Annotated in this window: 15 protein-coding genes, 1 tRNA gene and 2 pseudogenes; 9 read left to right on the forward strand and 9 right to left on the reverse strand. The window is 61.3% G+C overall.

The annotated features are described in order from the left end of the window. From Q0R02_RS13550 to Q0R02_RS13565, 4 genes are all read right to left on the reverse strand, one after another. The coding region (locus Q0R02_RS13550) for an NAD-dependent epimerase/dehydratase family protein (RefSeq protein ID WP_293884329.1) at window positions 1-768 on the reverse strand (768 nt) is incomplete at its 3' end. After that, on the reverse strand, window positions 768-2,111 hold the full coding sequence (gene gorA / locus Q0R02_RS13555) for a glutathione-disulfide reductase (protein WP_293884330.1): 1,344 nt from the start codon (window positions 2,109-2,111) through the stop codon (window positions 768-770). The genes gorA and Q0R02_RS13550, both read right to left, overlap by 1 nt. A 38-nt stretch (window positions 2,112-2,149) precedes the next feature. Further along, window positions 2,150-3,643: a glucose-6-phosphate isomerase gene (gene pgi / locus Q0R02_RS13560; protein ID WP_293884331.1), complete on the reverse strand. Its 1,494-nt coding sequence runs from the start codon at window positions 3,641-3,643 to the stop codon at window positions 2,150-2,152. After that, on the reverse strand, window positions 3,636-3,812 hold the full coding sequence (locus Q0R02_RS13565) for a hypothetical protein (RefSeq protein WP_293884332.1): 177 nt from the start codon (window positions 3,810-3,812) through the stop codon (window positions 3,636-3,638). The genes pgi and Q0R02_RS13565 overlap by 8 nt, the downstream gene beginning before the upstream one ends. Window positions 3,813-3,930: 118 nt before the next feature. On the opposite strand from Q0R02_RS13565, the gene lepB reads away from it, so the two are divergent. Genes lepB through era form a run of 3 tightly spaced genes read left to right on the forward strand, consistent with a single transcriptional unit; the run spans window position 3,931 to window position 6,310 of the window. Next, window positions 3,931-4,761 (forward strand): signal peptidase I, encoded by an 831-nt coding sequence (gene lepB, locus Q0R02_RS13570; protein ID WP_293884333.1) that lies wholly within the window; start codon window positions 3,931-3,933, stop codon window positions 4,759-4,761. Continuing rightward, a complete protein-coding gene (gene rnc / locus Q0R02_RS13575) occupies window positions 4,716-5,420 on the forward strand; it encodes a ribonuclease III (protein WP_293884345.1) in 705 nt (234 codons plus the stop codon). The genes lepB and rnc overlap by 46 nt, the downstream gene beginning before the upstream one ends. Continuing rightward, window positions 5,417-6,310: a GTPase Era gene (gene era / locus Q0R02_RS13580; RefSeq protein WP_293884334.1), complete on the forward strand. Its 894-nt coding sequence runs from the start codon at window positions 5,417-5,419 to the stop codon at window positions 6,308-6,310. Before rnc ends, era begins: the two co-directional genes overlap by 4 nt. A 13-nt stretch (window positions 6,311-6,323) precedes the next feature. On the opposite strand, the gene Q0R02_RS13585 is transcribed toward era, so the two are convergent. Then, window positions 6,324-6,635 carry a hypothetical protein gene (locus Q0R02_RS13585; protein WP_293884335.1) on the reverse strand — a complete coding sequence of 104 codons (312 nt, stop codon included), beginning with the start codon at window positions 6,633-6,635 and terminating at the stop codon, window positions 6,324-6,326. A gap of 97 nt (window positions 6,636-6,732) precedes the next feature. Then, window positions 6,733-7,284, reverse strand: coding sequence for a manganese efflux pump MntP family protein (locus Q0R02_RS13590; protein WP_293884336.1), 552 nt, complete (start codon window positions 7,282-7,284; stop codon window positions 6,733-6,735). 77 nt (window positions 7,285-7,361) lie between these two features. Here Q0R02_RS13590 and Q0R02_RS13595 point away from each other — a divergent pair. The 6 genes and pseudogenes from Q0R02_RS13595 (at window position 7,362) to Q0R02_RS13620 (ending at window position 10,476) form a co-directional block, all read left to right on the forward strand. Then, window positions 7,362-8,118, forward strand: a pseudogene (locus tag Q0R02_RS13595) (DUF72 domain-containing protein). A 79-nt stretch (window positions 8,119-8,197) separates the two neighbouring features. Next, complete coding sequence (gene dapB, locus Q0R02_RS13600; protein ID WP_293884337.1) at window positions 8,198-8,917, forward strand: 4-hydroxy-tetrahydrodipicolinate reductase; 720 nt, start codon at window positions 8,198-8,200, stop codon at window positions 8,915-8,917. Between the two features lie 13 nt (window positions 8,918-8,930). Further along, on the forward strand, window positions 8,931-9,608 hold the full coding sequence (nth, locus tag Q0R02_RS13605; protein WP_293884339.1) for an endonuclease III: 678 nt from the start codon (window positions 8,931-8,933) through the stop codon (window positions 9,606-9,608). A gap of 10 nt (window positions 9,609-9,618) precedes the next feature. Then, the gene (locus Q0R02_RS13610) at window positions 9,619-10,002 is read left to right on the forward strand and encodes a hypothetical protein (protein WP_293884341.1); all 384 of its coding nucleotides are present in this window, start codon (window positions 9,619-9,621) and stop codon (window positions 10,000-10,002) included. Between the two features lie 53 nt (window positions 10,003-10,055). Further along, a tRNA-Arg gene (locus Q0R02_RS13615) sits at window positions 10,056-10,132 on the forward strand. Between the two features lie 140 nt (window positions 10,133-10,272). Further along, the gene (locus Q0R02_RS13620; RefSeq protein ID WP_293884342.1) at window positions 10,273-10,476 is read left to right on the forward strand and encodes a hypothetical protein; all 204 of its coding nucleotides are present in this window, start codon (window positions 10,273-10,275) and stop codon (window positions 10,474-10,476) included. 555 nt (window positions 10,477-11,031) lie between these two features. Here the strand turns inward: Q0R02_RS13620 and Q0R02_RS13855 are convergent. The 3 genes and pseudogenes from Q0R02_RS13855 to Q0R02_RS13630 all read right to left on the reverse strand — a co-directional run. Then, a pseudogene (locus Q0R02_RS13855) lies at window positions 11,032-11,574 on the reverse strand (hypothetical protein); the annotation flags it as partial. A 183-nt stretch (window positions 11,575-11,757) separates the two neighbouring features. After that, window positions 11,758-12,000, reverse strand: a complete 243-nt coding sequence (locus Q0R02_RS13625) for a DUF2274 domain-containing protein (protein WP_293884343.1) — start codon at window positions 11,998-12,000, stop codon at window positions 11,758-11,760. 9 nt (window positions 12,001-12,009) lie between these two features. Next, window positions 12,010-12,247, reverse strand: a 238-nt coding sequence (locus tag Q0R02_RS13630; RefSeq protein WP_293884344.1) for a TrbI/VirB10 family protein, incomplete at its 5' end; no start/stop codon positions are given.

Below are 12,247 nucleotides of genomic sequence, written 5' to 3' on the forward strand. Positions count from 1 at the left end.
AATTTTCAGGAATGGTCCCGACGCGATAAACCGTTCGCCCGCCATGTCAGGGGCATTAAGCGCCCGGACGTGAAGATCCGCGACGTCGCGGACATCGACCACCGCAAAGCCGATGTCAGGAACACCCCCGATCGATCCCGACAAGATCTTTTCGACGATCATCACCGATGTTGAATAATCAGGACCCATCACCGGCCCCAGCACCGCGACCGGGTTGACCGAACAGAATTCCATGCCGCGTCCTTCGGCAACGATCCAGTCTCGCGCGGCGCGCTCAGCGATGGCCTTCGACAGGACATAAGCGGCGAGTCCAGGCACCTTCGGGTCGGTCCAGTCATCCTCGGTATAAAGTGCGCGTTCGGGGTCGTGGCCATAGGCGATAGCCGCCGACGACGACGTCTGGACAAACCGGGTTACGCCGGCGTCGCGCGCGAACCTCAGCGCACGAAGCACACCGTCCCGCGCCGGACGGATCAACTCGTCTGCATTCTTGACCGCTCCTGCCGGAAACGGCGATGCGATATGGGCAACGTGCGAACAGCCCGCCACTGCCTTGGCCCAGCCCGCGTCGTGCTCCAGATCGGCTTGATGAAAACTGATCCGCGCATTGTCGACGTCGAGCAACCGCCGCAAGTCGGCTTCGCGGGCAAGGGAGCGGACCGTGGCCCGCACCGTCCAACCCTCGGCCATCAACTGCCGGATCGTGTAACCAGCGATGTAACCGCTGCCGCCGGTGACGAGAACGGTGCCGGGGACGGGGTCGGGCATTATTTGAACAGCACCAGTTCCTCGGCCATGCTCGGGTGCAGCGCCACGGTGTCGTCGAACTGCGCCTTGGTCAGCTTGGCCTTGATCGCCACTGCCGCCGCCTGCAGGATTTCGGCTGAATCAGGGCCGATCATGTGCAGCCCCACGACGACATCGTTGGAGGCATCGACCACCATCTTGTACAACGCGCGCTCATTGCGGCCTGCCAGTACGTTCTTCATCGGTCGGAAGTCAGAGGTGAAGGTTTTCACCGTGCCAATCGTATTGCGCGCCTGCGCCTCGGTCATGCCGACGGCGGCGATCGGCGGATGGCTGAACACCGCGCTTGGCACATTGGCATAGTCCACGCGCGTGGGCTTGTTGCCGAAGATGGTATCGGCAAACGCCTGCCCCTCGCGGATGGCGATCGGCGTTAGCTGGATACGGTCGGTCACGTCGCCGACGGCATAGATACTATCGATGCTGGTCTTGTTGTCGTCGTCGACCCTGATCGCCCCCTTGTCGTTCAGGACGACGCCTGCTGCTTCCAGGCCGAGCCCGCCGACGTTGGGCGCGCGACCGGTGGCGAACAGCACCTGGTCGGCATGGATGGGGTCGCTGCCCGCAATCCGCACTTCCAGGCTGCCATCGTCGCGCTTCACGATCTCCTCGAACGGCGCGTTGAACTTGAACTCGATGCCCTTGATCATCGAAATCTGAAGCAGCCGGTCGCGGATTTGTGCATCGTATCCGCGCAGGATGACGTCCCCGCGATTGACGATGGTGACCTTCGATCCGAACGCATTGAAGATACCGGCAAATTCATTGGCGATATAGCCGCCGCCCGCGATCACGATCCGCTTCGGCAGGGTTTCCAGATGAAACACTTCGTTCGAGGTGATGCCGTGTTCGGACCCCGGAAACTCGGGTCGGACGGGCCAGCCGCCGGTCGCGAGCAGAATCTTGCCCGCGGTAATCTCTCGCCCGCCCGCCAGCTTTACGCTGTTCGGCCCTGTCAGGACGGCACGTTCCTTGAAAACCTCGACCTTATGGCTCGAAAGGGTCTCGCCATAGATCGTCTCGAGCCGGGTGACTTCGTCCAGCACGTTGTCGCGCAGGGTCGCCCAGTTGAAATCACATTTGGGAACCTCCCATCCGAAGCGCCGCGCATCGGCCAGGTCCTCGGCGAAGTGCGATCCATAGACGAGCAATTTCTTTGGCACGCACCCACGGATGACGCAGGTGCCGCCGACCCGGTGTTCCTCGGCAACCGCAACGCGCGCGCCATGTGCCGCCGCCACGCGCGCAGCGCGGACACCACCTGAACCGGCACCGATAACAAACAGGTCATAGTCGTGGGTCATGCAATCTCCGAGATAATATCTGTCCTCACCGATATAGGTCAGACGCCCGCCTTTTCCATCAAGGCCAGTGTCGACACGTCGAATCCTGCACGAACGGCGGGATCGTCGCTGCCCTTTGCCATCTCCTTGCCAAGCTCGACGCCAAACTGGTCGAAGGGGTTGAGGCCCAGCAGCACCGCATTCACGAAAACGCGATGTTCATAAAAGGCGATCAGCGCGCCCAGCGTTCGTGGGTCGACGTCGTCGAGCAGGATCGTCGTCGACGGCCGGTCGCCCGCATAGTTGCGCGTCAGGTCGTCATTGGCCCGGCCCGCCATCAGCGCCGCACCCTGGGCAAAGGCGTTGACCAACAACTGCCGATGATGTTCGGGGTCGAGCAGGTCGCCGGGTTCGATGCTGACGATAAACTCGACAGGCACCAGATGCGTCCCCTGATGCAACAATTGGAATACCGCATGCTGGGCATCGGTGCCGACCCCGCCCCATGTGATCGCGGCACTGTCGCGACCGAGCGGCTGGCCCTCTGCCGTCACCGACTTGCCGTTCGATTCCATTTCCAGCTGCTGGAGATAGGAAGGTAACAGCCGTAGCCGTTCGTCATAGGCGAACACCGCACGCGTCTCGGCATGGCGGACCTGCGCGTAATACAGATCGACGAAAGCCCCGATCACCGGCGCATTTTCGATCAACGGGGTGTTGCGGAAGTGACGATCCATTTCGGCGGCGCCCTCCAGCAATTCCTCGAACGCTTGCCAGCCAAGCGCCAGCGCGGTCGGAAACCCGATCGAGGACCATAGTGAATAGCGCCCGCCAACGGCTTCGTTGAAAGGGAGCACGCGCGTTTCATCAACGCCCCATTCGACCGCCTTATCCGGAGCGGCGGTCAGCGCAATGACGCGTCCGAGTGGATCGGTGACCCCGCCCTCCTCCAGCCATTGCAGCACGCTGGATGCGTTCAATAAGGTTTCGGTGGTGGTGAAAGTCTTCGATGCGACAGCCAGGATCGTTGCCGCCGGGTCAAACCTGGCAAAGGCTTCCTCCAGTGCGACACCGTCCACGTTGGAGACAATGGCCACTTCGTACGTCGTGGCATCGCGACCAAGCGCGTCGAAAATCAGGTTGGGGCCCAACGCCGATCCACCGATGCCGACGTGCAAAATGTGGCGAACCGGTCCCAGCGCCTCTACCTCGATCGCGTCGATCAGCGCGCGCATCCGGCCATGAAACATCCGTGCATCGGCCACCGCCTCCGCCCCCCCTTCGCCACGTTCCGCCGTATGCCCCGCGGCACGGCCCTCGCTCGGATTGACGATCCCGCCCGCAAACAGCGCACTTCGTTTGTCGGCCAGGCCAGCTTGTTCTGCCAGTCCGATGAAAGCGGCGACGGCCGAAGCCGACAGGTGCGTCTTCGAAAAGTCGAACCGGATACCCGACTGGTCGACGACCATCTTGTCCAGCCGGTCGCCTTCCACCGCGAACAGATCTTTCAGAGTGATCTCTGGAAGCGCCTCAATCGCCGACCAGTCATGCATCGTGGGTTCCCCCGGCGCGCTTGGCGATCAGTGCGTTGAGGACGGCCACGCGGTCGCGCTCGCTGTCGAGGTCGGCCGACGGGTGCTGTCCGATCTTGATCAGCAAACTTCTTAGCTCCTGCTGCCACTGGTCGTAAACCGGGTTCGGCTGGGAAACAGAATCAGGCATTGTTACCTCCATGCTTGGGCGATGGAGCATAGAGAAGGCGGCGCGCGATGGCGACCGACAGAGCGCAATAATTCAAGCGCGCTTGACGCTATCGGGAGACCGACGCAATGCGCGCACTATGTCCGAAACCCCCGCAGCCCCCATCCCGGCGCCCGCCAAGCACAAATCCGAGACGCGGGACTTCGCCGAGTTCCTCGTCAAGCTGGCGATCTTCGTGTTCATCTTGCGCAGTTTCATCTTCGCGCCGTTCAGTATCCCCAGCGAATCCATGCTGCCCCGGCTGTTCGTCGGTGACTATCTGATCGTCACGAAATGGAATTACGGCTATTCAAAACACTCGCTGCCGTGGTCGATGCCCCTCATCCCGGGCCGGGTGTTCGCCAAATTGCCCGAACGCGGCGATGTCATCGTGTTCAAGTCGCCGCCGGCCAACGATACCGACCTGATCAAGCGCGTGATCGGCCTGCCGGGTGACTTCATCCAGATGCGCGACGGCCAGTTGTTCATCAACGGTGCTGGCGTGCCGAAGGTGCGGGTTGCTGATTTCGTCCAGCCGGTCAGTCCCAACACGCACTGCCTGACCCCAGCCGCCAACGACCGGTCCTTCGACGGCAAACCGATCTGCCGATACATGCAGTTCCGTGAAACCTTGCCGGGATCACCTGCCGGGCAGGGCAAAAGCTATAATGTGCTCGACTTCGGCGTGACCCCTCAGGACAATACGCAAGTCTATACCGTGCCAGAGGGCATGATCTTCATGATGGGCGACGATCGTGACGACAGCGGCGACAGCCGGTTCGAGGCGGGCGGTTTCGGATTCGTGCCGATCGAGAACATCGTCGGCAAAGCGCAATTCAGCGTGTTCTCAACCGACGGCTCGGCCAACTGGATCCTGCCGTGGACCTGGGTGTCCGCCGCGCGCTGGCGTCGCATCGGGGAAGGTTTCTGACCGCGCTTTCCGACTGGCTCACGACGTCGCTGGGCACCGCGCCGCGCGACACCGGACTGTATGAGCGGGCGTTGAGCCACGGCAGTGCCAGTAGCGACAGTTACCAGCGGCTCGAGTTTCTGGGCGACCGGGTGCTGGGGCTGGCCGTCTCGCGCTGGCTGTTTGCGACCTATCCAACCGAAAGCGAAGGGCAGTTGTCGCGACGATTTAACGCGCTCGTGACCGGGGTGGTCTGCGCCGACATTGCTCGCGCGATCGGCGTTGCGCCTTATCTGAAACTGGGCAAACAGGCGCGCGACGATGGTGCGTTCGACAGTGACAATATTCTAGGCGACGTGACCGAGGCGCTGATCGGGGCGCTGTATCTCGATCACGGCTTCGATGCTGCAGATGCATTCGTGCGACGACACTGGAAAGCGCTAGTCGAAGGGCATGCCGATGCCCCGCGCCATCCGAAATCGGCGCTGCAGGAATGGGCGGCGGCCAACAATCGGCGCGCGCCGGTCTATGCGATCGTCGACCGCAGCGGTCCGCACCACGCCCCCCGCTTTACCGTGTTGGTGAACGTCGGCCCGGCAGGAGAGGCCAGCGCAACCGGAAGTTCGAAGCAAGAGGCGGAAACCGCTGCGGCGATTGCGATGCTGGAGAAGTTAAAGTGACCCAACATTGCGGGATCGTCGCCATTGTCGGAGCGCCCAACGCCGGAAAATCGACCCTGGTCAACGCACTGGTCGGCCAAAAGGTCGCGATTGTCAGTCCCAAGGCGCAAACGACGCGAACCCGGCTGATGGGAGTCGCGCTGGATGGCGAGACCCAGATCATTCTGGTCGATACGCCGGGCATATTCGAGGGCAAGCGCCGCTTTGACCGCGCAATGGTCCAGGCAGCATGGGGCGGTGCCGCCGACGCCGACCTGATCGCTCTGGTGATCGACGCGAAAGGTGGACTTGGCGCGAAAGTCGAGACGATTCTCAGCGGCCTTGAAAGTCGCCCCGAACCCAAGCTGCTGGTGTTGAACAAGGTCGATGTCGCCGACAAGGCGAAGTTGCTGAAGCACGCGCAGGCGCTGAACGATCGCATCCACTTCATCGAAACGCTGATGATCAGTGCCTCGACTGGCGACGGCGTGGCGGACATGAAGGCGCGACTGGTGGCGGCCATGCCCGAGGGGCCGTGGCATTTCCCCGCCGACCAGGTCAGCGATGCCACCGACCGCACGATGGCGGCCGAAGTCACGCGCGAACAGATTTTCAACCAGCTTTACCAGGAACTGCCGCAGGCCTGCGCCGTCGACACCGAACAATATACCGAACGGCAGGATGGATCGCTGGAAATTCACCAGCAGATATTGGTCGCCCGTGATAGCCAGCGCGCCATCGTGCTGGGCAAGGGCGGCGCTCGGTTAAAGGAAATCGGCAGCAAGGCCCGCGCCGAATTGAGCGCGATGCTTGGCGTGAAGGTGCATCTGTACCTGCACGTCAAGGTCGCGCCCAATTGGGACGAAGACCGTATGCTGTACCGCGACATGGGGCTCGACTGGGTCGAATAGTCGCGGTCAGGCGTTAGCGGCAGACGCGAACGTTGCGGTGATGATGCCATTCTGTCCAGCAACGACGACCATGATTACGCCAGCGTCGATCATCCCGGTAATCGTTCCGCCAGCGCCGGTCGTTACCCCACCGCTTGTCCGAATGATTGTCCCATTTGCTTCTGCGCTCGTAGCCCCGGTCATGGTCGCCGTCATCGCCCCGGTCGTAACCGCTACGACCACCATCGTCGTGATAATCCTGGTAATATTGCGCCGACGCGGGTGCACTCGATGCAATGCCGCCGAGCGCGAGGGCGATACCTGCGGCGAGGGTGAGTATTTTCATCGTATCTCTCCTTTGCTTGTGCGACCTGCTATTGTCTCCTGACTATTAACAGTCGCGAAACGTCGCTGTCGACTGGCGTTCATCTAGGCCTATAGCGCTAGAACCACCCGAGATGCTGGCCGAGCGTGTGCGTCCCGAGGGCGATCAGGACCAGCCCGCCAACGATTTCGGCGCGCTTGCCGATCTGCTGGCCGAGACGCGCGCCCGTCAGCACGCCTAAAACGCACAACACGCCGGTGACGATGGCGATCACCACGCATGACAGGACGACCGGCAGGCCCAACGTCGGCAGCGTTACGCCAGCGGCCGCCGCATCAATGCTGGTGGCGACAGCGGCCGTAAAAAGCGCGCGGCCGTCCAGTGCGTTGCAGGGCTGCCCGTTATCTGGTCGAAATCCCTCATAGATCATCTTTGCCCCGAGGATGCCGAGCAGAACAAAGGCGATCCAGTGGTCGATCGCCTCGATTATACCGGCCAGCGCGACCCCGAATGCCCAGCCCAGCGCGGGCATCACCCCTTGTGCGAGCCCAAACGCGCCCCCCATGCGTAACGCTTCGCGCCAGCCGTGCCGCGCCGCTGCGCCCTGGCAGACCGAAACTGCGAAAGCATCCATCGCCAGCGCGATTGCAAGAACAAACAATGCTATCATACGGTAATTCTTTCTGTTGAGCGGCGGCGTTGCAAGATCGTCGCGCGTTCGACAATGGAGAATGACAGGAGATCACGGTGGCCAGTGGAAAAATTCGTGTCGGCGTGGGCGGCTGGACCTTCGAACCGTGGCGCGGCGTTTTCTTTCCCGTTCTTTCCCGAAAATTTGCCCCAAAAGCGCGAGCTGGAATATGCCGCGGGGCACCTGACCTCGATCGAGATCAACGGCACTTACTACGGGTCACAGAAACCTGCGACCTTTGCCAAATGGGCGGACGTCACGCCCGACGGCTTTGTTTTCAGCGTGAAGGCATCGCGCTACACGACCAATCGCAAGGTGCTGGCGGAAGGAGCAGAGTCGATCGACCGGTTCCTGAAACAGGGGATCGTCGAATTGGGCGACAAGCTGGGACCGATCCTGTGGCAATTCACCGCGAAGAAGCATTTCGAGGCCGATGATTTTGCTGCCTTCCTGGCGTTGTTGCCCGACCAGCAAGATGGCGTGAAACTCCGCCATGCGCTGGAGGTTCGGCATGAAAGTTTCATCGATCCCGCGTTCTACGCGCTTGCGAAAAAAGCCAACGCCGCGATCGTGTTCGCCGACAGCGACGAATTTCCAAAGATCGAGCAAGTCAGCGGCGAATTTACCTACGCCCGGCTGCAACGCGCGGTCGAAGATGTGCCGACCGGCTATGACAGCAAGGCGCTGGATGGCTGGGCGGAAACGGCGCGTGGCTGGGCAAAAGGCGGGCGTGACGTGTTTGTCTACATGATTTCAGGTGCCAAGATTCGCAATCCGGCAGCGGCACAGGCGCTGATCGAGCGGCTGGACTAGCCGCGCGGGCGGCCTTACCTAACGCCATGGCATCGCAGGGGACGAACATGGTCGGGCATTCGGGCGAGAGCGTCGGGAATTGACCCGCGTGGCGATCTTTGGAAGCGCCGGGCGGATGGGGCAGGCGATCGTCCTCGCGATCGAGAGAGCGTTGGCAGACCACGCAGGCGGCATCGACATCGGCGGCGATGCCGGGGCGCTTGCCGCAATCAGCGACGTTATCGTGGACTTTTCTTCACCGTTGGCTCTCGGCGCGCACCTGACCGCAGCGCGTGAGGCCCGGACCCCCATCGTGATCGGCACCACTGGCCTCGACGCCGCACATCACGCGCTGATCGACGAGGTCGCGTCCGAAATCGCCGTCATCCAGGCCGCTAACACTTCCCTCGGCATCAACTTGCTGGCGGCGCTGATCGAACAGGCGACGGCGCGGCTGGGGCCCGATTGGGATATCGAGGTGCTGGAAATGCATCACCGCTACAAGGTCGACGCGCCGTCAGGGACTGCGTTGTTGCTGGGTGCTGCGGCGGCCAACGGGCGTGGCAAGAGCCTGCCCGAGCTTAGCCGCTTCGACCGCGACGGGCCCCGCGACGAGGGCAGCATCGGCTTTGCTTCGCTGCGCGGTGGATCGGTCGCGGGCGATCACATGGTCATCCTGGCGACTGAGGGCGAGCGTATCGAACTGGGACACCGCGCCGAGGATCGGGGCATTTTCGCGCGCGGTGCCGTAAAGGCCGCGCTGTGGCTCGCCGACAAACCGCCGGGCCGCTATACGATGGCCGACGTGCTGGGCCTGTGAAAGCGCAGGTCCGGTGAAAAAGGTCGAGATCTTCGAATTCTACCGGCGGCTGGCGGAATTAAACCCCTCACCCGAGACCGAACTGGAATCGATCAATATCTACACATTACTGGTCGCGGTCGTCCTGTCAGCACAGTCGACCGATGCCGGCGTCAACAAGGCGACGCGCGCGCTGTTCGCGACCGTGCGCGGTCCGCAGGCAATGATCGCCCTGGGCGAGGCTGGCCTGAAAGCGCACATCAAGACCATCGGCCTGTTCAATACCAAGGCAAAGAACGTCATCGCGCTCTCGCACCTGCTGGTCGAGCGGTTCGGTGGAGAGGTGCCGACCGACCGTGACGCCCTGCAATCACTGCCCGGTGTGGGGCGCAAGACCGCAAACGTGGTCCTGAACGTGGCATTGGGTGCCGAAACCTTCCCGGTCGATACCCATGTTTTTCGCGTCGGCAATCGCACTGGCCTTGCCAAGGGCAAGACTGTGATGGCGGTCGAGACAATCCTGGAACGCCAGACCCCCCAACCCTTTCGAACGCACGCGCACCATTGGCTGATCCTGCACGGACGCTACACATGCAAGGCACGGACGCCCGAATGCTGGCGTTGTCCCGTCGTCGATCTCTGCGCGTTCAGGCTCAAGTCATTATCGCCGGACCAGAAAAAGACATTCGAGGCACCATTCGAACCTCGTTAGGAGAGCTCAAATGCGTATTATTCTGATGGCAACCGCCCTGATCGCGACCGCTCTGCCTGGCGTCGCTTCGGCGCGGCGCGACGATATCCCTGCCGCGACCCCGATCGGACCTCCTGTAAACTGCGTCTCGACGCAACGCATCCGCGAAACACGGGTTCATGGTGACAGCACTATCGACTTCATCATGAACGGCGGAAAAGTCTATCGCAACACCCTGCCCAACGCTTGCCCCAGCCTCGGCTTCGAAGAGAAATTTTTATACAAGACATCGACCAGCGAGCTGTGCTCGGTCGACATCATCACCGTGCTTCAGTCACCAGGGATAAGCCGCGGTGCCAGTTGCGGACTGGGCCAGTTCCAGCCGGTCGAACTCGCAAAGCCGCGCAAGCGCTGATCCTTCGATAGGGCTGGCGAAACAGCGATGCGCTTGCTAAGCGCAATAGTGACGCACCCGTAGCTCAGCTGGATAGAGTACTGCCCTCCGAAGGCAGGGGTCACAGGTTCGAATCCTGTCGGGTGCACCATTGTCCTCTGACGATAATGAAACAAATTTAGTTACTTGCTGCCTCAAGCTCGATTGAATCTTAAAGGACGGACCGGCTTTTTCGAGCTTTTTGGTATCGTTATGGTATCGTTGGTATCGTTGGTATCGTTGGTATCGTAAATGGACCTGCGTGAAGCGCCCAACCTCGCTCCAGAACGCCTCGATTCCGTCGATAAAGTCGGTCAGATAGGCCGGTCGCAGATGATTGTAGCGATCGCCGGTGCCATCGTCGGTCGCATGCCCAGCCGCTGTATCGATCTGTGCCTTAGGCACGCCACGCGCCGCCAGGAACGTATGGATCGAATGGCGCAGCGTATTGGGTGAGCCGATGGCCTTCATTTTCGGCCGAACCTTTGTCTCGCCGAGTTTCCCGCGAGGTGGCAACCAGACCAGATTGCCATCGTCATCCTCGACTTGCTCGCTGAGGCCAAATTTGGGATGCGCCTCACCCGCGTCGACCAGACATGCCTTGAAAGCATTGCCGAGATCAGCGGTCGGGCGTTCAAAAAAATCGGGACCGCCAGCATTACGCGTTTCCTGGGTGGTCGGCGCGCGATAGCGAATCACCTTGCCCGCAACGCCCTCGAGCCACGATGCCAGCGTCGGCGCTATCGGTACGATTGAACGCCTCTTGCGCGTTTGCTCACGACCCGGCGCGTTGAAGTAGATCAGGCCTTTGCGGATCTGCTTATCGGCGTCGAGCTCAAGAATCGCCTGCGACCGCCCGTTCGTTGACAGGAAGATCATCATGTAAAGCGGGACATGGGCGCGCAAGGGCGTCGTGGCGGCCGCGTCCAGGATCGCGGCAATCTGCTCGGGCGACCATTCGAGTTCGCGACGTTTCGCCTTGCCCTTCACGTCGGGAATAAACGGAGCCGCGGACAAATAGCCTTCTTTCATCACCCAGTTGATGGGACTGCGCAGCGCCTTGATATCGCGGCTGATTGTCGCTGGCGATATCTTGTCGGCCTCGTGGAACTTGATAAAGTCACGGACAAATGCAGGCCGAATTTTGGCAACAGTATACGGATCGGGCATCCGCCCTTCGCTGCGTAAATGTTCGTAAAAGCGCTCCCAGACCAGCACCGACTGGGCATAACGGTCGGGCGCTCCGAGATACGCGACATGGTCGGTCAGCCAGCGGCGTGTGATATTTTCGATATAAACCTGTTCTGGCGGTTCGGGCTGATCGGGCGGCGTTTCGTTTCCCAGGAAATGCTGGGCTAACGCGGCCTGAGCGTCTTCTGGTGGATTATCCGCGCTGCCACCGCTGATGCCGAGACTTTTGCGGCGAGTGGCCCCATCATGGAACCAGCAGATGTTCCAGTCGTCGCGGTCCTTGCGGTACCAGAGCCAATAGGTGCCGAGCTGGGTGCGGCCTTCGCTGAAGTCGCGTCCTCCGCGGTTTGAGTTTCGCGCCATGTTGCCTGATACTCCTGCGTTCTCAGTTCGATGAGGGCGATATAAATCGACGAGCACAGAATCGCACGTATGTGCTCGGGGTCAAGGTGCAACCGCTCACCATTCTGCACCGCCCGGTCGAAGCGCCGAATGATTTCAGCGAAGACCATCGGGCGATCCCGATCACCGCGGCGCTTTCCCATGTCATTGCTGGCCCGACACAGCCGCTTTGGATTTGCCCGATCGGGCTACCGTAAAACCACGGTCACTTTCGATGAAGCTGGCGAGCATCGCGGGAATGAGGTCTTCGACCCTGGGCATTTCACCATAAGTTTCGGCATAAAGCCCGGCATAGTCGCAAAGCGCGCGATGAAGTTCGGGCTGAACGTTGAGCGCCAGTTTGACCGGAACCCGGTCGGGCAAACGGGCAAGTTTCAAGTTTGGCATCATATTCTCCTATTCATGCCATGCTGCGAGGATCAAATCGCGGTGGATAACGAGCCTCACCGGCGCGCCAGGCCGGATCGTGATTGTCGGCTGAATCTGGAGGTTGCTTGAGGTGAGCTGATCGCCCGCACGCGATACGTTCTGCTGGGTGGACTCGCGGATTGCCTGGACGAGGTCACTTTCGCCAGTGAAGGTCAGGCTCGAACCAACGCCGAGGATCGTCGACATCACCACGCCCTTGAGGAGC

Source organism: Sphingomonas sp. (assembly GCF_025353885.1).
Lineage (GTDB): Bacteria > Pseudomonadota > Alphaproteobacteria > Sphingomonadales > Sphingomonadaceae > Sphingomonas_O.